Annotated in this window: 24 protein-coding genes, 1 tRNA gene and 1 pseudogene; 8 read left to right on the top strand and 18 right to left on the bottom strand. The window is 38.2% G+C overall.

Going from position 1 to position 23,491, the window contains the following annotated elements:
• Positions 1-46: 46 nt before the first annotated feature.
• From PX700_RS08325 to PX700_RS08305, 5 genes are all read right to left on the bottom strand, one after another.
• Positions 47-727 carry a flagellar hook assembly protein FlgD gene (locus PX700_RS08325; protein WP_479520468.1) on the bottom strand — a complete coding sequence of 227 codons (681 nt, stop codon included), beginning with the start codon at positions 725-727 and terminating at the stop codon, positions 47-49.
• Between the two features lie 13 nt (positions 728-740).
• Positions 741-1,172: a flagellar basal body rod protein FlgC gene (flgC, locus tag PX700_RS08320; RefSeq protein ID WP_166376888.1), complete on the bottom strand. Its 432-nt coding sequence runs from the start codon at positions 1,170-1,172 to the stop codon at positions 741-743.
• Positions 1,173-1,177: 5 nt separating this feature from the next.
• Positions 1,178-1,585, bottom strand: coding sequence for a flagellar basal body rod protein FlgB (gene flgB / locus PX700_RS08315; protein WP_415638103.1), 408 nt, complete (start codon positions 1,583-1,585; stop codon positions 1,178-1,180).
• A 325-nt stretch (positions 1,586-1,910) separates the two neighbouring features.
• Entirely contained in the window at positions 1,911-2,741 is an 831-nt protein-coding gene (locus PX700_RS08310) for a CheR family methyltransferase (protein WP_479520467.1), read from the bottom strand.
• 20 nt (positions 2,742-2,761) lie between these two features.
• The gene (locus PX700_RS08305) at positions 2,762-3,694 is read right to left on the bottom strand and encodes a chemotaxis protein CheV (RefSeq protein ID WP_479520466.1); all 933 of its coding nucleotides are present in this window, start codon (positions 3,692-3,694) and stop codon (positions 2,762-2,764) included.
• Positions 3,695-3,828: 134 nt separating this feature from the next.
• Between PX700_RS08305 and flgA the strand changes: the two genes are divergently transcribed.
• The 3 genes from flgA (at position 3,829) to flgN (ending at position 5,357) form a co-directional block, all read left to right on the top strand.
• Positions 3,829-4,536, top strand: coding sequence for a flagellar basal body P-ring formation chaperone FlgA (gene flgA, locus PX700_RS08300; protein WP_479520465.1), 708 nt, complete (start codon positions 3,829-3,831; stop codon positions 4,534-4,536).
• A 76-nt stretch (positions 4,537-4,612) separates the two neighbouring features.
• A complete protein-coding gene (flgM, locus tag PX700_RS08295) occupies positions 4,613-4,933 on the top strand; it encodes a flagellar biosynthesis anti-sigma factor FlgM (RefSeq protein ID WP_479520464.1) in 321 nt (106 codons plus the stop codon).
• On the top strand, positions 4,926-5,357 hold the full coding sequence (gene flgN / locus PX700_RS08290; protein ID WP_479520463.1) for a flagellar export chaperone FlgN: 432 nt from the start codon (positions 4,926-4,928) through the stop codon (positions 5,355-5,357). Before flgM ends, flgN begins: the two co-directional genes overlap by 8 nt.
• A 125-nt stretch (positions 5,358-5,482) precedes the next feature.
• On the opposite strand, the gene PX700_RS08285 is transcribed toward flgN, so the two are convergent.
• The gene (locus tag PX700_RS08285) at positions 5,483-6,691 is read right to left on the bottom strand and encodes an IS256 family transposase (protein WP_479520462.1); all 1,209 of its coding nucleotides are present in this window, start codon (positions 6,689-6,691) and stop codon (positions 5,483-5,485) included.
• A gap of 222 nt (positions 6,692-6,913) precedes the next feature.
• The gene (locus PX700_RS08280) at positions 6,914-7,372 is read right to left on the bottom strand and encodes an LPP20 family lipoprotein (protein WP_008168853.1); all 459 of its coding nucleotides are present in this window, start codon (positions 7,370-7,372) and stop codon (positions 6,914-6,916) included.
• 140 nt (positions 7,373-7,512) lie between these two features.
• Here PX700_RS08280 and PX700_RS08275 point away from each other — a divergent pair, with 140 nt between their 5' ends.
• Entirely contained in the window at positions 7,513-8,706 is a 1,194-nt protein-coding gene (locus tag PX700_RS08275; protein ID WP_479520461.1) for a flagellar assembly protein FlgT, read from the top strand.
• Here PX700_RS08275 and PX700_RS08270 read toward each other — a convergent pair.
• Positions 8,703-9,602: a LysR substrate-binding domain-containing protein gene (locus PX700_RS08270; protein WP_010553232.1), complete on the bottom strand. Its 900-nt coding sequence runs from the start codon at positions 9,600-9,602 to the stop codon at positions 8,703-8,705. The two genes, PX700_RS08275 and PX700_RS08270, sit on opposite strands and share 4 nt — an antisense overlap.
• 112 nt (positions 9,603-9,714) lie before the next feature.
• Between PX700_RS08270 and PX700_RS08265 the strand changes: the two genes are divergently transcribed.
• The 4 genes from PX700_RS08265 (at position 9,715) to PX700_RS08250 (ending at position 13,764) form a co-directional block, all read left to right on the top strand.
• A complete protein-coding gene (locus PX700_RS08265; protein ID WP_479520460.1) occupies positions 9,715-10,443 on the top strand; it encodes a glutathione peroxidase in 729 nt (242 codons plus the stop codon).
• 82 nt (positions 10,444-10,525) lie between these two features.
• On the top strand, positions 10,526-11,974 hold the full coding sequence (locus tag PX700_RS08260) for a dihydrolipoyl dehydrogenase (protein ID WP_479520459.1): 1,449 nt from the start codon (positions 10,526-10,528) through the stop codon (positions 11,972-11,974).
• Positions 11,975-12,117: 143 nt separating this feature from the next.
• A complete protein-coding gene (locus tag PX700_RS08255) occupies positions 12,118-13,050 on the top strand; it encodes a DHH family phosphoesterase (protein ID WP_024609032.1) in 933 nt (310 codons plus the stop codon).
• A gap of 120 nt (positions 13,051-13,170) precedes the next feature.
• Complete coding sequence (locus PX700_RS08250) at positions 13,171-13,764, top strand: DUF4303 domain-containing protein (protein ID WP_479520458.1); 594 nt, start codon at positions 13,171-13,173, stop codon at positions 13,762-13,764.
• 77 nt (positions 13,765-13,841) lie between these two features.
• Here PX700_RS08250 and PX700_RS08245 read toward each other — a convergent pair.
• The 10 genes and pseudogenes from PX700_RS08245 to ptsP form a co-directional block, all read right to left on the bottom strand.
• Positions 13,842-13,916 (bottom strand) — tRNA-Arg (locus PX700_RS08245).
• Between the two features lie 72 nt (positions 13,917-13,988).
• The gene (locus tag PX700_RS08240; RefSeq protein WP_166377254.1) at positions 13,989-14,666 is read right to left on the bottom strand and encodes a FlgO family outer membrane protein; all 678 of its coding nucleotides are present in this window, start codon (positions 14,664-14,666) and stop codon (positions 13,989-13,991) included.
• A gap of 8 nt (positions 14,667-14,674) precedes the next feature.
• Complete coding sequence (locus tag PX700_RS08235; RefSeq protein WP_479520457.1) at positions 14,675-15,376, bottom strand: FlgO family outer membrane protein; 702 nt, start codon at positions 15,374-15,376, stop codon at positions 14,675-14,677.
• 13 nt (positions 15,377-15,389) lie between these two features.
• Positions 15,390-15,983: a FlgO family outer membrane protein gene (locus PX700_RS08230; RefSeq protein WP_479520456.1), complete on the bottom strand. Its 594-nt coding sequence runs from the start codon at positions 15,981-15,983 to the stop codon at positions 15,390-15,392.
• 736 nt (positions 15,984-16,719) lie between these two features.
• Positions 16,720-17,399: pseudogene (locus PX700_RS08225) on the bottom strand (SPOR domain-containing protein).
• A gap of 334 nt (positions 17,400-17,733) precedes the next feature.
• The gene (gene galU / locus PX700_RS08220; protein ID WP_479520455.1) at positions 17,734-18,612 is read right to left on the bottom strand and encodes a UTP--glucose-1-phosphate uridylyltransferase GalU; all 879 of its coding nucleotides are present in this window, start codon (positions 18,610-18,612) and stop codon (positions 17,734-17,736) included.
• A gap of 23 nt (positions 18,613-18,635) precedes the next feature.
• Entirely contained in the window at positions 18,636-19,487 is an 852-nt protein-coding gene (locus PX700_RS08215; protein ID WP_007583124.1) for a thymidylate synthase, read from the bottom strand.
• A gap of 10 nt (positions 19,488-19,497) precedes the next feature.
• Positions 19,498-20,301, bottom strand: coding sequence for a prolipoprotein diacylglyceryl transferase (gene lgt / locus PX700_RS08210; protein WP_479520454.1), 804 nt, complete (start codon positions 20,299-20,301; stop codon positions 19,498-19,500).
• 13 nt (positions 20,302-20,314) lie between these two features.
• A complete protein-coding gene (locus PX700_RS08205; protein ID WP_007583120.1) occupies positions 20,315-21,124 on the bottom strand; it encodes a sulfite exporter TauE/SafE family protein in 810 nt (269 codons plus the stop codon).
• A gap of 90 nt (positions 21,125-21,214) precedes the next feature.
• Complete coding sequence (gene ptsP / locus PX700_RS08200; RefSeq protein WP_076923556.1) at positions 21,215-23,479, bottom strand: phosphoenolpyruvate--protein phosphotransferase; 2,265 nt, start codon at positions 23,477-23,479, stop codon at positions 21,215-21,217.
• Positions 23,480-23,491: the final 12 nt, after the last annotated feature.

The raw sequence follows: 23,491 nt of genomic DNA, 5'->3' as shown, positions 1-23,491 counted from the left end.
ATTAAACTTTAGCCTAAAGGCCAACGTGAGAAATATTAAGTATCTATTACGCGATTTCTGCGACATCTGTCAGCCTAACCGCACCTTCTCTGGTATTAATAATGATGCCGCTTGCACCATTAATATTAACACTTTCAATATTTTTAAAAGTAGCAATAGGCAGACTTGAAAACTCACCGTTAGTACTACCTTCAGCTTTGATTTTATAATCGCCTGGAGGCAGTCGCTCGCCACCTTCATTTTTTCCATCCCATGAGAAACGGATAGCACCAGCTGATTGTGCGCCTAATTCAATGGATCTCACTAACTGTCCAGATTCATCTTCAATCCGAAGTGTTAAACTCTCAACTGGATTTTCTGCAACAACAGAACCACGCGCTTCTTCAGATTCTTTTAGCTCTAAAGTATCAGATTCTAAAAGCGCTTTTTTCCCTACTAATGTAGATGCTTGTAACGCTGAGTTTGAAGTCATTGATGCAGCTAATGTTTCAAAATTAGAATTTAAATTTGAAATACCTTCAGCCATCGTAAAGTTCGTCATTTGCGCAATCATCTGATCGTTATCAGCCGGGTTACTCGGATCTTGAAACGATAATTGTTGCGTTAACAAAGAGAAGAAGTCTTCCTGAGTCAATGCATCACTTTTCTCTTCAGTGTCGACTTGCTTATCTTGCCACCGTAAAGAGTCTAAATAGGATGTGGTGGATGTACTGATATCGTTGCTCATAACCTACCCTCTATTACCTCTGCCCTAACAGCAGTGTTTTACTCAACATTTGTTTAGCTGCATCGGCAACTTGTACATTTGTTTGATACGAACGAGAGGCAGATATCATATTTGCCATCTCTTCAACAACATTTACGTTAGGCTTGTAAATATAACCATTTTCATCAGCACTAGGATGATTCGGGTTATATTCAATTTGTAATGGTTTATTACTTTCAACAATGCCTAACACCTTAACGCCTACAGAAGAACCTTGTGGGTTACTTGCTGAGGCAGAAGCTTTAGTAAGTTCGGCAGCAAACACTGGTTGCCGCGATCGGTATGTTTTATCCTGAGAAGAACTAACCGTATTCGCATTAGATATATTACTGGCCGTCGTATTTAAGCGCACATTTTGTGCACTCATAGCTGAACCAGCAATATCGAAAACATTATATAAACTCATAATTATTATCCTTGGCTACCGAGTGCTTTGTTCAGACCTTTAAATTTACCAGTTAAAAACTGTAAACTCGCCTGATACTCCATAGCATTCTGTGTATACAAGTTTCGTTCCACTTGTATATCAACAGAGTTACCATCACCTGTATCTGTTTGATTTGGCGTACGAAAAAGTTCAGAACCACCTACACTTCGAGTTCCTCCGGCAATGTGTTTATCGTTTGTTCTTACCATAGTATTGCCGCCTAACTGGTGAGATTTTGCCGTTTTTAATGCAGTGGCAAAATCAATATCTTTTGCCTTATAGCCAGGCGTATCAGCATTAGCTATATTAGCAGCGAGCACCTCGGCTCTTTGCGAACGGATCAACATAGCATGCGGATGCACACCAAGCGCTTTATCAAAACTGATAGCCATAGCCACCTCCAAAAAATTGACTTAGCTTAGACAAAGCAAGAAATAAGCCATTAAATTTATTTCTGTTTAAAGCTATTTATCTAAATAATTAAACACAGTGCTCAAAAACTAAATTTAAAGAGTTGAGAGGGTTTAGGTGTGAGACTTAAAGATATTATAGAATGCTTAAATATGGACATGTGTAAGATAAAAACATTTAGATTAAATGAACTGCTGATAGATAACTTGTCTACATCTGAATTCTATCTGTTCGCTGAAAACAAAAAACGACGCTAAGTGCGTCGTTTAAATATAAAAAATTAGGAGAGTAATAAGCTATCTTGCATTACTTTTTTTGATAAACAATACCAGGGTTACACCTAACCATATCAAACTCATCACTTAACCCGCTCATAGATTCCGACGCCCCTAAAAGTAAATAACCTTTAGGGTTTAGTGCTTGAGAGAATTGCGCGATAATTTTAGCTTTTACTTCTGGTGCAAAGTAAATCAGCACATTACGGCAAAATATAATATCGAACTTGCCCATAAGTGCGTATGAGTCGAGCAAGTTAAGGTGTCTAAAACTTACTTGTTTTTTTATTGAATCGTTTATCTGAGCCATACCGTTGCCGCTGTCTTTGAAAAACTTTTTACGGCGTTCTGCTGATAAACCTCTTGCCAGTGCCAGAGAGTCATATTCTGCGTGTTTACACATATCAAGCATAGTGTTGGATATATCTGTAGCGACTATTTGTGCCCCCATGCGTAACACACCCGGCGAACTTGCCTGAAATTCAGCAACCGACATGGCAATTGAATATGGCTCTTGCCCTGAGGAACTTGCTGCAGACCATATTTTTAATGGTCTGTTAAGTCCTTTAAACTCAGGAAAAAATTTAGTTTTTAATAATTCAAACGGATATTGATCTCTAAACCATAATGTTTCATTAGTTGTCATCGCATCAACGACTGCTGCTCTTAATTGACGCTCATGCAGGCCTAATGTTTTATTTACTAGCTGTGACAAAGATTCAACATTAAATCGTTTCATTAATGGCGCCAAACGACTTTTGACTAAGTATTGCTTATTTTCGCCTAATACAATACCGCATTGCTGTTCTAAAAATAATCGAAATTGATCGTATTCACTTTGCTGTAAATCTTTATTATTCAAATCAATAACACCTATGTTTATTAATCACAATTAACCCATTTTTTTACTGCTGTTGCGAGTTCATCAGGGTTAAATTTTGCAATAAAATCATCTGCACCTACTTTTTCAATCATTGCTTGATTGAAAACCCCGCTCAAAGAAGTATGTAAAATAACATGTAACGGAGCTAATTTAGGGTCTGCTTTTATTTCAGCTGTTAATGTATAACCATCCATTTCTGGCATCTCTACATCTGAAATTAATAATCCTACACGCTCGGTTATATCTTTTTCACAATCTTCAGCGATTTCTTTCAATCGTTTTAAAGCTTCTTTACCATTTTTGGCAAGTTCAGTATGAATACCTAAAGGCTCTAATGCTCGTTTAATCTGATTTCGTGCCACAGAAGAATCATCGGCGATAAAAATAATCCGCTCACCCAAATCTTTTTGAATGTCACTTTGTGTAGCTGCAACATCATCACTTACTGAGGTATTAACTGGGCAGATTTCGTTCAATATTTTTTCTACGTCTAAAATTTCGACTAATTCGTCTTCAATTTCAGTCACGGCAGTTAAATAAGAATAACGTCCCGCACCTGCAGGTGGTGGCATTATTTTTTCCCAATTCATATTTACGATCCGCTCAACTCCACCGACAAGAAACCCTTGTACAGTTCGGTTGTATTCAGCAATAATTATAAAACTGTCTTTAATATTTTCAATTGGTCGCCCACCAACAGCCATAGAAAGGTCGATAACTGAAATAGTTTGTCCACGGATATGGGCAACACCACGAATATAAGCATTTGATTTAGGCATATTAGTTAGCGGGGGACATTGCAGCACTTCTCTGACTTTAAATACGTTAATCCCAAAACGTTGACGCCCTCTGAGTTTAAACAGTAATAATTCTAAGCGGTTTTGCCCAACCAACTGAGTACGTTGATTCACTGAATCTAAAACACCTGCCATTCAAATCTCCAAAAAAAATATACGGAACAATAATTGCTTCTATTTTATAAAGCCACACAGTACAACGAGAGCGTTTATAATTTGACGCTAAATATTTATACCCTGTTTTAAACTATAAGCATAGCCGAAACATTATGAGTTTGTTAAAAAAAATCAGAAGATACAGTGTTTTTTATATTCTTGCTAGCATCTGCTTTGTATTACCTTTGCAAGCTAAAGTTTTTAGTAAGGATTTATTACAAGAGATGGCCGTTACTTATGTATCTGAGCAAATAGATACCACAACCGACACTAAAACACATTTAAGCACGCTGCCACTGGATAGCCGGATCCCTGACCGTATCTGTAATACTTCTCTTGAGTTAATGTCTGCAGGTGAGCCTCCATACAATCGCCAAGTTACTATTCAAGCAAAATGCAATGATGAACAAGCTTGGGCTCAATATATTCATGTAAGAATTGTTGAAATGGAACCTGTTGTCGTAGCCACTGTAAACCTAGCCCGTGATGAAATAATTACTAAATCACACCTAACTATAGAAATGAAACCGTCTCATTTTATCAGAGTTCAATATTTAAATGATCCCACTATATTAATCGGCAGCAGAAGTAAGCGAAACATTAGAAGTGGCACGCCTGTATTACTTAATCAAATTTGTATGGTTTGTAAGGGGGATTCTGTTAATATTTACGCAAACCTTAGAGGGCTTCGAATTAAAACAACAGGTATTGCTTTAGAAGACGGTACTTTGGGTGAACAAATACAAATTAAAAACAAAAAGTCGGGTAAAATTTTAAATGCGCGAGTAGATGGTGTAGAGTCTGTTCAAGTAAATATTTAATTTAAATTTATACTAAAGTATCCTAAGTATAAGCCGATAACTAGGCATCAGTTGGGTAATATACAGGTTTATTATTATGGTTAGTCAAGTTAATGGTAGTAATCGACAAGCTAACGCGCTAACAAACGCAAAGCAGCAACACGTTGATTTAAAAAAAGATAATGCAAACACGCAAACTGCACAGACTCCTTCGCCGAAAGCTGTAAGTGATTCTGTAAGTTTAACGCCGCAAGCACAGCAATTAAAAACACTTCAAGATAAAGCACAGCAGTCGCCTGGTTTTGACAGTGAAAAAGTTGCTGAACTAAAAAAAGCAATCACTGAAGGTAAATACCAGGTGGACAGCGAAAAGCTTGCTAAAAATTTAGCTGATTTTGAGTTTGATATATATGGCTGATCATAACAGTTTAATTAGCGTGAAATTAAATCAACAAGTAAGTTGCTTAGATTCTTTACATACGCTATTAAATGACGAACTTAATACGATAGCCTCTCGAAGAGGTGCTGGTTTAAAAGAAATTGCCCAACAAAAAATGTCTTTCTTAACCAGATTAAGTACTCTTGACAAAGACCTAAGTAAATTAATTGCTAGTAATGACTTTCAAAATTCGGAAGTCTCTGAGTTAATCACTCAAGTCAAAACCCAACTTGTAGAATGCCAGAAGCAAAATAATGTTAATGCTCATGCAGCTCGCCAGGCGCAACTAAGTGTTAAACAATTAAAAGAGATATTAATTGGCGCACCAACGTCAATGACTTACGACCAAGATGGTAAGTCAGTAAATACCGAAAGCAAACTGGTTCGAAATTTAAAAGCTTAGCCTACAAATTTACATTAAAAAAGCCTTATTAATTAATCAATAAGGCTTTTTTTAATGGCTTCATTCTTAAATATCAATATAAACGAGCCTGTAACGGATTCTGTGTAACTGCCCGTTGTTAGATTTTAAATATGCTTACTGAGGCGTTCCTCAAATTCAATGATAAAACGACTCATTGCATTTCGCCAGTCTCGAATTGGCATCGTCCATTTTTTCGATGCTTCTTTTATTGCCAAATAAATCATTTTTCTCGCAGAGTCGTCATTTGGAAATATCTTACGCTTTTTAATCGCTCGGCGAATAACGCTGTTGAGCGACTCAATGGCATTCGTTGTATAAATGGCTTTTCGTATTGCCTCCGGATAATTAAATAACGTGTTTAAATTGTCCCAATTCGCACGCCATGACTTTGCTATTTGAGGATATTGATTGTCCCATTTCTCTGCAAATCGCTCCAACTCCAGCAACGCCTCTTCTTCTGTCGACGAGCGGTAAATCAGCTTCAAATCGGCCGTCACGGCTTTATAATCTTTCCATGAGACATATTTCAATGAGTTTCGAACCATATGCACTATACACAATTGAACATGAGTTTGCGGGTAAGCAGTATTAATTGCATCAGGAAATCCCTTCAGCCCATCTACGCACGCGATTAAGATATCTTCAACGCCCCGTTGGCTTAATTCGGTGAGCACGCTCAACCAAAACTTAGCCCCTTCATTTTCTGAAATCCACATGCCAAGCAATTCTTTATGGCCGTCAATATTAATACCTAAAGCAAGGTAAATAGACTTTTTGATAACGCGCTTATCTTGGCGTATTTTTACAACCAAGCAATCCAAATAAACAATAGGATAAATCGCATCCAGGGGGCGAGATTGCCATTCAGTGACTTGCTCCATAACAGCGCTGGTAACACGTGACACCAATGTGGGAGAGATATCAGCGCCATACCACTCATGAAAGGCATTCACGATATCGCGTGTGCTCATTCCTTGGGCATACAGCCATAAAATTTTATCATCCATTGAGGTGAATCGAGATTGATGCTTTTTAACAAGCTGTGGCTCAAAAGAGCCTTCACGGTCGCGGGGCGTATCAAGCTCAAACTCACCATCTTCCGTTTTGATGCGCTTGCTTGTTTTACCATTTCGGCTATTGGTGTTCGTGGATTTACTGTGTTTTTGATAGCCTAAATGCTCATCCATTTCTGCATTAAGCGCCGCTTCAACCGTTATTTTTTTTAACATTTGGCTAAATTGATTTAAATCGTCAGGTGTTTTAATACTTTTAGCAGCTTCTTTAGCAAACGCTTCGAGTTCTTCTTTATTCATGTTCATCGCCTAATCCTTAAACTCTTGATAGAGTAAATTATGATAGGCAGTTACACAAAATTAGTTACACCCTCATATAAGAGCCATTGTTAATATAAGTGGCAATAAAATACATCTGTTGAGCACTACGCAATCTGCTTAAAAATTAATCCTAACAACAGCATAGCACTCAATATAAGAGGATGAGATATTTTGAATAACTTTTTTAATCAACTGAGTTATTTAGTAATAAGTTACTTTTTTAACCTCGCGTGGTTTTACTTCACCTATGTATAAATCGTGCACACGTTTCATATTAAGCTCAAGCTCGGTCACGTAAGTATCATCTACCGCGTAAGTTTTAATTATTTGTGCACCTTTAATAAGCCCCTGCACTTTACTTTCTAGGTAATCGTCTTGAGCAATTGAACCTTCCACCGTTGTTCCGGCGGTAATTTTTTGCCCATATACTTGTTCAGTAAGCTCGCGGTAAGCCTCAAGCTTAGAAGCTTTAATTGCCATAAGTTGCTTTTGCGACGCGTTAGCGCCTTTTTGTAAGCTAATAGGTGCATACCCTATCGCTTTTAAAACGGGGTAATTATTTGGCTCTACATATTTATATTCAACATGCTTATCAAAAACGCTGCTACAACCACCTAAGGTTAAACACCCAAGTGTAATAAGTAATGAAATTGCTCGCATAGCATTTAGCCCTTGTATAGTAATTAGCAGTACATATGCACGTTTAATGCCATTTATAGCATTACTAATAATTACCAAATAACATTGGTACAGTCCTTGCTCTACCTAGTTAATAGCTAACGTTTAATTGGAGTAAAAGTATGAAGTCGTTTTTATCATTGGCATTTGCAGGGTTAAGTGCAACGGCATTATTAACGTTCTCCCTTTTTACTAAAGCGCAGTGGTATGAATCAACTGGCCATGCGAACGTTCAAAATGGTGATACGAGCGCAGCTAAATCTGCCGCTATAAAAGACGCGATTACACAAGCGTTAGTGTTCTCTGGCGCACGGGTTAGCTCTGTACAAACCCTGGTAGATGGCGTGTTAATGCAAGATCAGCTAAAAATTAGCAGCCACGGCGAAATTCAAAAAATTGAACTGGTCAGCGAAAATAAATACGACAATAAATTTGCCGTTACATTACGACTCGATATTTTTTCTCAAACAGAGCAATGCCCACAAAATAGTTTTAATAAGTTTGTGGCCGTTACACAAAGCCAACTTGTTCATCGTGAACACGCCAAAATGGGTCAAATATTTGACGTAAGCAAAGCGATTAGCAAAAATATTTTTACTTCCCTGCAAAAATCAAAAATGAGCGCAGTACCTATTGCTTACTATAATAATGCAATAAGCGTTGATAAATACTTTTCGCAGCAGCACGACTATTCAAATGCCCAATTAGAAGAAATATCTTCGCGCAGTAACGCTCAATATGTTCTGCTTAGCCAAATAACCAGCCTTTCGACTAGCGACAAACTCAATAACGATTATGCATTTTGGCAAGACGAGGCGTATAAGCGCAGTTACAACATTGAGTTTGCACTGTTTGATGGCACTACCTATGAGCAACTTTGGCAAAATAGTTACCATACTCAAGCAATTTGGCCATTTGAAAAAACAACCATAGTTGATGTTAATAGTGATAGGTTTTGGCAATCACCTTATGGGCAAAGCATAACCGATATCAACCAAGCAGTAAGTTATGACATTCAAGCAGCCATGGCGTGTTTACCTACTCAAGGTAAAATAATGCATATGGAAAATAGCAAAATCGTTATTAACTTAGGTAAAGCTCATGGGTTAAAAAAAGGCCAAATGCTAAGCATTGCGCACCATAACTATTTAACCGACGCGGCAGGTAATGTTATGCCGCACACCATCACCACGCTTAATAAAATTCGTGTAGAGCAGCTTTATCAGCAAACCGCAGTAGCAGTCAGTATTGATGACAAACCGCTACCTGGCGTGCAAATTAACGATGTAGTAGAAATAATCAGCCAAGATCTTTAGAGTTTTTTACTCAATTTAGCTTTTAAATTAGGGTGAGCCGATAACCACTCGCCCAATTGTTCTACACCAGATAAATGCGGATAATGCTTTCTGCATGCAAACACCACATTACGCTGCTGATTAGGGAATATAGGCAAGTAATCAATCCCTACACGGTCGGTACATGCCAACTTTGGTACAAATGTAATACCGTCATCCATAGCCACTAACGCTAATAATGTTTCTAAACTATTACCTTTATACTGGTTAGATACATCGACTCCTGCAGAAAAACAAAACTTTTGGGCTTGATCTTTAAAGCAATGGCCATCACTTAACATTAATAGGCTGCATCCTTGAAGATCGCTCAGCGCTACTTTTTTATGCTTAGACAGCGCGTTATCGTGTGATACCGCCACTAAAAAATCTTCTTTGTATAAAGCAACCGTATGGTAATTAATAAGCTCTGGCACATCGGCTAAAATAGCAAAGTCGAGTTCACCCTTGTTTAAAGCTTCTAAAATTGTTGCTGTTTGCATCTCAATAAACGAAAACTGGCTATCAATAAATGCCGCTTTCATCGATGTTAATAACGCAGGCAACAAGTAAGGCGCAATGGTAGGAATAATACCAATAGTTAATTTACCTTGTAGAGGCTCGTTAGAAGTAGCAGCAAGTTCTTTGAGTATTTGCGTTTGTTCTAAAATAATCTCTATTTGCGTCAACAAACGTTCACCTTTAGCTGTTAAGGTAACTTGCTTGGTTGAGCGATCAAACAAAGTAACGCCAAGCTCATTTTCGAGTTTTTTTACTTGACCACTTAATGTAGGCTGACTAACAAAACATGCATCGGCAGCTTTGCGAAAATGTTTATATTGCGCTATTGCTTTTACATATTCAAAATCTTTTAAGTTCATATTCAGCTCTACATGATAGTTTATAACTATCAGTTTAATACAAACAAACGATTGGAACTATATTTAATTATTCACCATAATGGCTATCAACAAATCAAGAGGAACAAAAATTATGTTAAACAATATCGAAGGTCAAACAATCCCAAGTGTTACATTTGCAACTCGTCAAAATAACGATTGGAAATCAGTAACAACAGATGACATTTTTAAAGGTAAAACTGTTGTCGTGTTTTCACTACCAGGTGCATTCACACCAACATGTTCATCAACTCACTTACCACGTTACAACGAATTAGCTGGCGTACTTAAGCAAAATGGCGTTGACGAAATTGTATGTTTATCAGTAAACGATACCTTTGTAATGAACGCATGGGCTGAACATCAAGAAGCGCAAAACATTACTTTATTACCAGACGGCAACGGCGAATTTACTGACGGCATGGGCATGTTAGTAGACAAAAACGACCTAGGCTTTGGTAAGCGCAGCTGGAGATACTCTATGCTTGTTAAAGATGGCGTGATTGACAAAATGTTCATCGAACCAGATTTACCAGGTGACCCGTTTGAGGTATCAGACGCAGACACAATGCTTGATTACATCAACCCTAAGCAAGCTAAACCAGAACCAGTAAGCATCTTTACTAAACTTGGCTGTCCTTTCTGTAAAAAAGCAAAAGAGCTTCTTGCAGAAAAAGGCTTCGCATATGAAGAAATTGTTATGGGTGCAGGCGCATCACTAACAAGTCTAAAAGCTGTATCTGGTCGTGACACTGTTCCACAAATATTCATTGGTGGTAAACACATCGGTGGTTCAGACGACTTAGAAAAATACTTTGCTTAATTAATAAGTAAATTAAATACCTAACGTTAGTAGGTAAAAAATAGGGGCTTTTATGCCCCTATTTATTAGAGGAAAAAATACTATGAAAGAATTGCAAACCGATGTTGTTGTTATAGGCGCAGGCACTGCTGGTTTAAGTGCTTATCGTAATGCTAAACAGTTCACACAAAATGTATTAATGATCGAATCAGGCCCATACGGCACCACATGTGCACGTGTTGGTTGTATGCCAAGCAAGTTATTGATTGCAGCCGCAGAAGCTGCACACGCAATTGAAATGGCTCCTGCATTTGGTGTTCATAGCTCAAAGCCAGTCATTGATGGCAAAGCAGTTATGGCACGCGTTAAAAGTGAACGAGATCGTTTTGCAGGATTCGTAGTAGAAGCCGTAGATGAATTACCAGATGGTGATAAAATTCGTGGTTACGCTAAATTTTTAGACACAAACCGCATACAAATAGACGACCACACAATTATCACAGCAAAACGCTTTGTAATTGCCACCGGTTCACGCCCTTCGTACCCTGGCGTATTTAATAACTTTGGCGACAAACTTATTATAAACGACGACGTATTTGATTGGGATGACCTACCAGAATCAGTCGCTGTATTTGGCCCTGGTGTAATAGGTCTTGAAATTGGCCAAGCACTTAGCCGACTAGGCGTAAATGTAAAACTATTTGGTGTAGGCGGCGCAATTGGCCCACTTACAGATCCAGTAGTAAAAGACTATGCAAATACTGTTTTTGCTGAAGAATTTTTTGTAGATACCGACTCAAACGTATCTGACATGATGCAAGTTGGCGACAAAGCACAGCTAACTTACACCGACAAACAAGGTGAAAAACACACCGAACAGTTTGACTACGTACTTGCAGCCACAGGCCGAGTACCTAACGTAGATCAACTAGGCCTTGAAAACACCGGCATTGAACTTGATGAACGCGGCGTACCGCACGCAGACACGCACACAATGCAGTGTGGTGAATCGAACATATTTATAGCAGGCGATGCGAGTAACATGCTCCCATTGTTACACGAAGCATCAGACCAAGGTGCTATTGCAGGTCAAAATGCCGGGCGCTTCCCAGATGTGCGTATAGGTCTGCGCAGAGCTAAAATTGCAGCTGTATTTAGCGACCCACAAATAGCAATGGTAGGCGAAAGCTACAAGCAAATTACCGACCGTTTAGGCCCATGTGGTTGTTTTGAAGTAGGCGAAGTCAGCTTTGAAAACCAAGGCCGTAGCCGAGTAATACTTAAAAACAAAGGTCATATGCGTGTATATGCGGAGCAAGGCACAGGCTTATTTTTAGGTGCTGAGTTTATTGGCCCACAAGCCGAACACATCGCTCACTTACTAGCATGGGCTGTACAAAACAAAATGACCGTACCAGAAATGCTTGATATGCCATTTTACCACCCAGTAATTGAAGAAGGGTTACGTACCGCCCTTCGCGACTTAAATGCCAAACTTAAATTTGGCCCAGACATTGTAAATTCATGTATGGAATGTGGTCCAGGCGCATAACCTATTTACTACACATACAAACTTGCTAAGTAAAAGCCAAAACTAACGTTTTGGCTTTTTTTTATAATTTTTTTAAGCTGACCTCTCAAAAAAATTTAGCTGTTACACTTAATTGATAATTCAATTAAAAAGATGGAATAGCTATGCCCAATAATAAATTTAGACTAGTCACTCGCAGCGATTTTGATGGCTTAGTTTGTGCCGTATTGCTTAAAGACTTAGACCTAATTGACGATATTTTGTTTGTTCATCCAAAAGACATGCAAGATGGCAAAATAGACATTACCGAAAACGACATCACGACCAACCTCCCCTACGTTGCAGGTTGCCACATCGCATTCGATCATCACCTTAGCGAAACCGTTCGTAACTCAAGCGACATAAAAAATCATATTATTGATCCAGAAGCCCCATCAGCAGCTCGCGTAGTTTATGACTATTATGGCGGCGCTGAAAAACTTCCAAATATTTCTGTTGAAATGATGGACGCGGTAGATAAAGGCGATGCTGCTCAGTTTTCAAAAGACGAAATATTAAACCCAACCGATTGGGTCTTAATGAACTTTATTATGGATGCGCGAACTGGCCTTGGTCGTTTTCGCGAGTTTAAAATTTCAAATTACCAATTAATGATGAAACTGATTGATGCGTGTAAAGATCAAAGCATCGAAGAAATCCTACAAATGGAAGACGTAGCCGAGCGTGTTGCTTTATATAACGAGCATAACGAAAAAGCTAAAGAGCAAATTTCTCAATGCGCTACCGTCCATAAAAACTTAGTGGTTCTTGATTTAACCCAAGAAGAAACAATTTACGCCACAAACCGATTTGTTATTTATGCAATGTACCCCGACTGCAATATCTCGATTCATAAAATGTGGGGCCTTAAAAAACAAAACGTAGTGTATGCCGTTGGCAAATCAATCACTAACCGCAGCTCAAACACGAATGTTGGCGAACTGTGCCTTAAATACGGCGGTGGTGGTCATTTAAATGCAGGTACTTGCCAAGTAGAAACAAGTAAATCTGAAGCCGTGCTTAGTGAGTTAATCGATACGATTACAAGTGATGGCTAATATTAACTTACAATAACCAGAGTCATATAATAGCTCTGGTTATTTTATTTTAGTAGAGTGAGCTTTAATCGTTCTCTTTTTCATATAAATTTCTGTAATAATAAAAGAAATAATGACCTCATGTTAGATACTAAAAACTTCGAAAAAACACTTTATCAAGATACCAAAAAAGCGTTTAAAAACATTATACAAAAATACGGTAACGATCTTTATGTAATGGGCTTTTACCACACAGGTAGCTACTCACTACTTCCAATGTTTAATACCTTATCGGATTTAAAAAAAGTATTTAAAGAAGAGTACGACAATGATGTAAGTAGTTTTTACATGGCTAAATGGAATCCAGAAGACTACCCTACGCTTGAGGATTATTCCGAATACTTTGATGAAACAACTCTAGAGTGTCAAAAACTAGAAAACAGCATTGATTTGTTTCAATCAGATATAGAAGCAATGGATAATTGGCATCAATGGCTTACAACCATGGAGAAAGTGCTCATACAATTAGATACCGAAGGAATATTTTCAAATGGTATCGAACGCGAAAAAATTACTTTAGCAATACTCGCCTATGATGAAGAAGAAAGTATTCAATTTAAAAGAATCAAACGACTTAACCCACCAACTGTTCTAGCACAAATTCAAACTGACTTTGAAGCCATGATTACAGAGCGTGGAAAATGCGAGCAAGAAGCTTTAAACGCCTTCAATTAAAAAGTGCAACACTACTACATATACGCTATACACAAAGTATAAGGGAGGGAGGTTAAAATATAACTTATTGATTTAACTGGTAGCCCCTGCAAGAATCGAACTTGCAACTGCCCCTTAGGAGGGGGCCGTTATATCCATTTAACTAAGAGGCCACAAATAAGCTGTGTGCTTAGAAGTGTGAATTATAACGGTATCTGGTTTTTTATATCAAGCAACAACTGAACTTAATTGCTTGATAAGTATATATCTTCTTTATTTAGTACATAAATTGGGATTAGTTTTCGACTACTAGCGACGATTTTTTTTGTATGCGCGTTAATTACACGTGTATTTACAACAACAGCATCACTGCGATAAATTAATGTACCCGCTAATACATGGCTCGCCATTTGCTCTTCGCTAAGCTTTTCAATATCGCGCGAAAAAGCAAAATCACCACGGCTATTTACATCTATTGTTTGGGTTGTTTTAAAATCAACCACGCCATAACCAAACTTTTGTAACTGATGAATTAACGTTTCTGAAATTTGATTACCCAATTGATTACTTTTAGTAAGCGATGAATCAAGATCGACCAAGGTAGTAACGGCAATATTAATATTGGTGTCGGTATCACTTTCAAATTCAAGCGTATCAACCAAATCAAGTGCCATTTGCTCTACATAATTAACAAGCGTTTTATGGTGCTTAAGTGGTGTAAATTGCTGAGACGAGTCGTATTCACTTTGTGATTGTATTACTTGAGTGTTATAAACAGCATTAAGCTCATTATAACTACCGTTCACAGTGTAGTCGGTTCGCGAATCAGTATCTTCGTTATGCTCATTATTTTGTATCATTGAGCAGCCTGTTAATCCAATGAAAGTAATAAATCCAACGGTAGCATTTAGTTTATACGACATAATTAGCCTCACTTGCTCGCTTGTTTCAGCATTATTCCATCAGTGCGGTAATTACTATTAAGTGCATCAACAACTGACTGTGGGATAAAACCTTGTGCAGTGCCTACTACGGCTTTGCTTTGCAGTCCAATAATACGTGCGTTTACAAGAACTCCTCCTTGACTACTTACTAATGTGCCAGCGAGTACGTATTTAAAGTTTTGATCTTGGTTAAGCTCTAAATAATCTCGACTAAATACAAAGTCTCCTTCAGGTGTAACACGCATGTAGTCGGTTGTTTTAAAGTCAACAACAGGTATGCCAAAATTATGTAGCTCGTGCATGAAACTTTCAGCTATTTGATTTCCCAGTAAACTACTATCACTGTAGTCATCATCTAAAAATACAAAGCTTGAAACGGCTAATGGGGTTTTTGCGTTTACATATTGTAGGTTCTCAACCATGTCTTGCATTATTCCGCGTACATAATGGTTGATGTTTTTTCGCATTGGTGGAGTTGATTTTGCACGACTATTTTGTAAAACTAGCTTCGATTGAAATAAATTATCATTCGATACTGGTTCTGCAACACTGCGTTGATAGTTTGTCGATTGTGCTGTTTGGTTATCACTTCGAACCGAGGCTTCATTTGCACCTGTATTCATACCGTTTAGTATATGCGAACAGCCAAAGCCCAAAGGTAAGCAGAGGGTAATTAATAGATTTCTCATTTTGTGCTCCTGGTTAATATTCGCTGCGGTATAAATAACCGTCGCGTTGCTGTATTTTTTCATTAGCCCACATTACATTAATTGGGATCTCTGTACTGCCTGCAGACAAGATTTGTTTATTGTTAATATTTATCAAGCGTGCATTTACAATATAAGCGTGTTGCTGACGGGTTACCGTACCAGTAATAATCAAGTCAATATTCTGACGATCGCGCAATTTATTTAAATCACGACTAAGTATACTGTCGGCATTTTCTAATAAGTTTAAGTTATTCCCCAGTCTATACTCAACAATGTTATAGCCCAAAAGAGTCATTTGAGTTAAGAGGCTTTCTTGTATTTGTTGGCTTAAACCGGCACCTTGCTCTGACATTAGTTTTGAGTCGATCTTATCTGCAAGAAAAAAACTACTTACACCAATGCGCGCATTTCTGCTGAGCGGCCTTTGAAGGCTATTAAGCTGGGCTGTTAAATTATTAACGTAGTCGTTTACTGTATAAGGTGCCATAGCTGCTTTAGGAGCATTAGTACTGATACTCGGCTCTGGCTGAGGTATTAAACTACAAGCCGCTAGATTTACAAATAATATGGGCAATAACAGGCGCATAGTTGCCATCCTCTTTAAAATATACAAGGGTTAAAGCAATAATTATGCCTAAAGGACGCTAACTGTAAGGTTATTGAACGTAATAGCTAACAGCTTATGCTACTTGCTACTTTATTAGAGCTAAATAGTCACTTTTTACATCCATTTATGTTGATATAAATACCTAACTTTAATCGATAAAAAGTTATGCTATTAATCCTTACGGTTTCTACATTTATCTAAGTGGATGAGTGTAATGGCATAATTCTTTGATGTTTTCTCTTTTAATTCGACTGTTTTATTTTGCAATGTATTTTTAAGGCGATAATTTGCAAAGTAAATAATGCAGAGTGGTTTTTTAATATGCTTTTGTTATTGTCCATAGCATCATTAACACGACGATTCTGAACCTTATTTAATCATTTTAAATTTTGGCTCATTGCATTAATTTACTTTCAGGCTTAGGTGGCTATTCTATTTTGTTAAGAGCTTTGAAACTTGTCTGCAGAAATTTCCTGCTAGCCTAAATCAGACTTTTAATAAGAATAAATTGCGCAGTTATGTGATTCGTTTTAATTTTTTGAGATGAATTACATACTAATAAAATAAGTACAGCAGCTAGCACCATCGATTTTAAAATTATTACCTTCCCTCAAATGACGTTATTTTAGGAGTTTATATATCCCCCTCTAAACGTATTGAATTATGAAGGTCGTATATTAAGGATAAACAGATTTTAAGCTTACTTTTGTTTTAACTACAGCTTTACAGGCTTATCGGTGTAGTTACTATACAATCGAGTTTATACAGCTTGAATACGCCACAGTCTGCTTTGGCATTTTTAAAATTTTTATAAGAGCCAAGCTTTAACCTGTAAAAAATTTTGCCGTTTATTTTTACGGTTTCTACATTAGTCAATATTTTATCTCTAAACAACGGCGCAGCTTTAGTATTTAGCTCTTGCCATGCTTTAATCACTCTTTGCTCTGAGTCAACCGAAGCTACTTGCAAAGCAAATACATGTTTAGGTGTATTTAATTTTACCGCTTGTTTTTTATTACTGTAATTTTGTTTAACTTGTTGGCGTGATTTAACATTACGTGTGTTTCGTGGTGAGCGTACAGACTTGCTGCTATACCCTTGATTAGACTGCGCAATAGCTTTGCTGTTTATAATATCAATATGATTTACGAGGTAAGTTATTTCTTTTTCTAACCTTAAAATTCGCTCTATGCCTTCGCGTGCTTGTTGCCACTGCATTGTAGCATCTTTTAGCTGTGCAAGTTCAAGGGCTGTAATCGATACGTAATCAGGCGAGTTACTTTGAGGTTGCTCATCAATGGTTTTAATTTTTGGCGTAACACTACATGCAGTGCTAAATAAAAGCATTAGCGAGCAGAGTAAAAGCCTAGTGTAATTTTTTTCGTATATACACATGTATTAGTTGTCCTGAAAGCAGTATTTTTAGACTACATTTCAGTTAAACATTCTCACAAGAAAGCGTTTAACTTTATTTAGCTGTGAGCTATAAAACTTAGCTCTTAGTATGGCTATCAGTGCTTCGTAAAGCACTATATTCATACTCAGCATCTTCCTTGAGAATATTATTTCATAAAAAGTAAATTAACATAAACTTTACAACATAAATAACAATATGTCTGTATTGACTTAAAAACTTTTATTTTAGAGCTATTCCTTTTCTTATTTTTATCCTAATAAAACTCATAAAAAAGGCGCCGATATCGGCGCCTTTCATGTTTTAAGTTAACTGTTAAATCAGTTTTTTAATAAATGATTTTAATTCATCGGCAAATTCATCGCGACGAAGTGCAAATTCAATCGTTGCTTGTAAGTAACCAATTTTACTTCCACAATCGTGGCTACGGCCTTTTATAGCGTATGCATCTACTTTTTCGTGTTCCATTAACATCGCAATTGCGTCAGTTAATTGAATTTCGTCGCCTGCACCTTGCGGAGTTTTTGCAAGTAACGGCCAGATATTTTCGCTTAATACGTATCGACCCACTACAGCTAAGTTTGATGGAGCTTCATCTACTGGCGGCTTTTCTACCATATTAAGAATTGGCGAGCTTTCACCTTGCTTTAAGTCAACATCACCTAAATCAACCACACCAAACTGGTTCACTTGTGCCATTGGTACTGGTTCTACCATAATTTGGCTGTGCTTGGTTTTCTCAAAGTTAGCGATCATTTCTGCTAAGTTATCTTTTTTAAGATCGCTCTCTACATCATCAATAATTACATCTGGTAAAATAACTACAAACGGTTCGTTACCAATAATAGGCGCTGCACAACTAATAGCATGGCCTAAGCCTTTTGCTTCACCTTGGCGTACGTGAATAATGGTTACGTCTTTAGGGCAAATTGCTTGCACTTCGGCAAGTAGTTGCCGCTTAACACGCTTTTCTAAAGTAGCTTCTAGTTCAAAACTTGTATCGAAGTGATTTTCGATTGAATTTTTACTTGAGTGCGTTACTAACACTATTTCTTTAATTCCTGCAGCAACGGCTTCGTTTACTACATATTGAATTAAAGGACGGTCTACCACTGGCAGCATTTCTTTAGGAATTGCTTTAGTGGCTGGTAACATACGAGTACCAAGGCCCGCTACTGGGATCACTGCTTTCATTTTATGTTTTCCTTAATCTTTTATTATACTGAAAATGGATATTGAATCGCTTCATGGCATTGATAGCCTGTTACTTCAAAGTCGTCTCGTGTTACCCACGTTTCTATGTCTTCTAATGATTTAATTTTTGGATTAATTTTTAACTGAGGTGATTCAAATGGCTCACGCGTTAACTGCACGTCTCGCATCAGTTCAAGTTGGTTTTCGTAAATATGTGCATTAGCAATTTTATGATACGCCTTACCCGCTTTATGGCCGGTAATTTGAGCCACTAACGCAAGCAACACAAAACACTGAATTTGATTGAAATTAAGGCCAAGCGGTACATCACAGCTTCGCTGGTATGACGTTAAGTATAGCGTATCGCCAAGTAGCGAAAAAGTGTGCGTATGCATACACGGGCGCAAACAACCAAGCTCAAACTCACCTGGATTATAAAACGTGATTATTTCACCACGGTCATCAATGCCATTTTTTAAGTTATTAATAACTTTGGAAAGCTGATCAAGCGTTGAGCCATCTGGACGTTGCCAACCACGCCCTTGTACGCCATAAACACGCCCCATGTCATCCTCACCTTTACGGTTAGGGTTATTGAGCCATGCGTTGTTATCGTTCGCGTTGGCATCCCATGTTTTACAGCCAATTTCACGAAACTGCTCAGCGCTGTCGTAACCACGTAAATATCCTAGTAACTCAGCAATCGCTGCTTTGTAGTAACTTTTTCGCGTAGTGATCATCGGAAACTTATTATTAGCCACATCGTATTCTAAATCGGCATTAATAACGGTTAAACAACGCGTACCTGTACGTTTGTTTTCGACCCACTGACCTTCGTCAACAATACGCTGACATAATTTTAAATATTGTTTCATGCTTTTCTTATTATGCCTTAGCTGTTTTAACGTGTTGTGGTTGCTTATATGCCCAAATTAATAAACCTAAACCACCCACTATCATAGGAAGTGAAAGTATTTGTCCCATTGAAATAAAGTCGGCAAATAAACCGAGTTGTGCATCGGGTTGGCGGAAATATTCAATACAGAATCTAAACACGCCGTAACCTAATAAAAATACACCGGCTACGCTGCCTGCTGGACGTGGTTTTTTAATAAACCATTGCAGGATTAAAAACAGCACTAAGCCTTCAAAAAATGCTTCGTATAATTGCGATGGGTGACGCGCAAGCGGACCGCCCGTTGGAAATACCATTGCCCATGGCACGTCGGTAACTCGGCCCCATAACTCACCGTTTATAAAGTTACCAATACGTCCAGCTAAAAGCCCTACAGGAACAAGTGGTGCAACAAAGTCGCCCACTTGAAGCAGTGACTTTTTACGCGTCCACGAAAAAATTGCGACGGCGGTTATAACGCCAAGTGTGCCACCATGGAACGACATACCGCCCTGATCTATTCTAAATAAATACAGTGGGTTTTCTATAAAATAACTAAACTGGTAAAACAATACGTAGCCAATACGCCCACCTAGTATTACCCCTAACATACCGTAAAACAGTAAATCGCTTACTTGGTCTTTAGTCCAACTCGAATTTGGCTTTGACGCTTGACGATTAGCAAACCACATCGCAAATGCAAAACCTATTAAGTACATTAAGCCATACCAACGTACGCTTAGCGGTCCAACAGAAAAAATAATTGGATCAATTTGAGGAAACTCAAGTGCCATAAAAAATAAACCTTTAGCTAAAAACCATTTTAATTGCGATAACTACAAGCAGCACCGCGAAAACTTTCTTAATTGTATTAACAGGTAAATAGTGAGTTGCTTTGGCGCCAATGGGCGCAACAAACCACGAGGTAATAACAATCCCAAATAATGCAGGTAAATAAACAAACCCGGCAAAACCATGCTCTAAATCGGTAACATGCCAGCCTGCGCTGATGTAACCAATAGAGCCAAATAATGCAATAACAATTCCGCACGCTGCCGCGCAGCCAATTGCTTTTTTTATATCAACCGAAAAATAATTAAGCATCGGTACTATTAAAGCTCCGCCGCCAATCCCTATTAAACCTGATAACCCGCCCATTATTGCAGAAACGCCCCCTAAAATAGGACCTGCCGGCAACGGTTTTTCTGACATCGGTTTATTACGCGCGGAGAGCACCATTCTTGCTGCAATAAATACAACACTTATAGCAAACACTGTACGTAATATTTGTTCAGGGATTAAACTTGCTGCAAAGCCACTAATAAGTGCACCTAAAGCCACACCCGACATAACCCACGGGGCGATTGCCCAAGGCACATTATCATTTTTATGATGAGCCAGCGCTGAAGACGTTGAAGTAAATAAAATAGAAGCGAGTGAGGTTGCAATAGCAATTACTAATACATGATCAGCCGACGTTACATTAAATGAGAGTAGCAGAGTGGTTAGTACTGGAACGATAATTAAACCGCCGCCAATGCCTAGTAACCCAGCTAAAAACCCAACAATACAGCCTAGTAGTGCGCAGCTTGCGACTAACAAACCTAAGTCATACATAGTAATCTCAAATACCCTTTTAAGGTTTATATATTAAAGGATTATAAAACTAATAGCATCTGTGTATTGCAATTAATTAGGTGTACAAGCTTATTTTGGGGTGTAAAACAAATCACCTAATTTATGCTCTAGCATAAAGCTTCGCGTTAAACGTAGTACTTGTTTGGCTGTGGATTGCGCTAAACATTCACTTAGTAGTTGTTCCATGTCACTGACATTTAAACGCCTAAGTACCCACTTCACTTTATTAAGCGATGATAAATTCATACTCAGGCGTCTGTAACCCATGGCAATAAGTAAAATAGCCCCTTCAGGATCGCCGCCTAGTTCACCACACAAACTAAATGGCAGTTCATATTGCTCACATTCGTGCGCCACTTTATTTAGTACTCTTAGTACACCTGGGTGATAAGGGTTAAAAAGTTCGGCTACACGTGCGTTAGCCCTGTCTACTGCTAATAAATACTGTGTTAAATCGTTACTGCCTACTGAGCAAAAATCAACTTTTTTTGACCACTCTGGAAGCATAAATACACTTGAAGGTACTTCCAGCATTATTCCTATGTCGGGTCTTTCTATGGTTTGCTCTGGGTATTTTTCACTTAACTCAAAATAAGCCTGTTCAAATAACGCAAGTGACTCATCAACTTCTTCAGTGCCACTGATCATAGGGAGCATTATTTTTAAATTACCCAAACCAATATTTGCTTTAAGCATCGCTTTTAGTTGATCTAAAAATAACTCTGGATGATCAAGGCTTATACGAATACCACGCCAACCTAAAAATGGGTTTTCTTCGGTAATATTAAAGTAATCAAGTACCTTATCGCCCCCAATATCCAATGTACGCATAACCACAGGATTAGGATGATAGCTAGTTAGTACTTCTCGGTACCAATTTTCTTGCTCTGATTGCGAAGGAAACTGACCCTTTTGCATAAACCACGCTTCGGTTCGATAAAGCCCCACACCGTCACAAATATGCGCGCTACTTTGCTCGGTATTAAGCTCAAGGCCTGCGTTTAATAATAAGCTAACATGTTCACCGTCAAGCGTAATTGATTCTGAGTCTTGCTCAGCTAAAAAGCGGTTATTTAGTAGGTTATCTTGATGCTGTAACTCTGTGTATTCGTCCATCAGCATTTGTGAAGGCGATATATATAAACGCCCAGCAAATGCATCTAAAATCATCGGTTTGCCATTAAACTGCAGTAGAGGTAAATCCTCTATACCCCAAATGGCAGGGATCCCCATCGCACGCGTTAATATAGAAGCATGGCTATTTGCAGAGCCATTTACGCTTACAACGCCTGTTAAGTGACCTTTTGGCACCTCAGCAAGCATGGCGGGCGTTAAGGTATTAGCAATTAAAATAGTGTTGGGCGGATAATTTTTAACAGCGTGCTCGGTATTTACAAGGTGGTGTAATACGCGAAGGCCAATGTCTTTAACGTCAACAGCACGCTCTTTTATATAAGGGTCTTGCATTGCATTAAATTGAGATATTAAACGCTCTATTACAATTTTTAGGGCGCTTTTAGCACACCAGCCTTCTTGTAATTGCATTTCAACATTATGCCCTAAACTTTTAGCATCAAGCAGTTGTTGGTACACATCAAATACCGCAAGAGCTTCGTGCGGAATAGAATCGCTTAGCGTCATCGATAGGGTATTAAATTCTTTTCGCGTTGCAGCTACAGCTTGAGTAAACAAACGGCGCTGCTCAGTGACGTCACTGTCTTTTAAAAGCTCAATAGATTTAAAATCAAGTTTTGGTAATACAACAAATGCTTGTCCTATACCTATTCCTGGCGCACTCGATACACCTTTTAAGACAGACGTTTGATGAGATGACTCATCTTGGCGTAGTATTTCTTTAATTTCAGCATGCGCTAACTGTGAAGCAAGTTGAGCAGAAAGCGTTATTAAAAACGACTCTTCGTCTTGGCTAAATACACGTGCCATTTTTTGTTGGACAACAATAACGCCCAGTACTTTTTTTTGATGAACAACGGGTACAGATAAAAAAGCGTTGTAGCCTTCTTCGTTTACTTCGGGGGAGAGCTTAAAACGAGGATGCGATTTAGCAAATGCAATATTAATAGGTTCTTCGCGTTGCGCTACTAGGCCAACTAAACCTTCGGTAAAACCAATTCTAAACTTACCTACCGCATCGGGGTTTAGCCCTTCGGTTGCCATAAGTACAAAATTGTCCTGGCTGTAATCTGCAAAATAAATGGAGCAGCACTGGGTTTTCATGGCATCTTTAACCATTTGCACAAAGCACACTAATGCGCTGTCTAAATTCGCTTGTCGCGATACAGACTCCGCAATAGATCTCAGTGTAGCCAGCATGTCCTGCTCCTT

This window comes from Pseudoalteromonas sp. TP27 (assembly GCF_056470645.1).
Note: the sequence above shows the minus strand (reverse complement) of the source record. Positions and strands in the feature narration are given on the sequence as shown.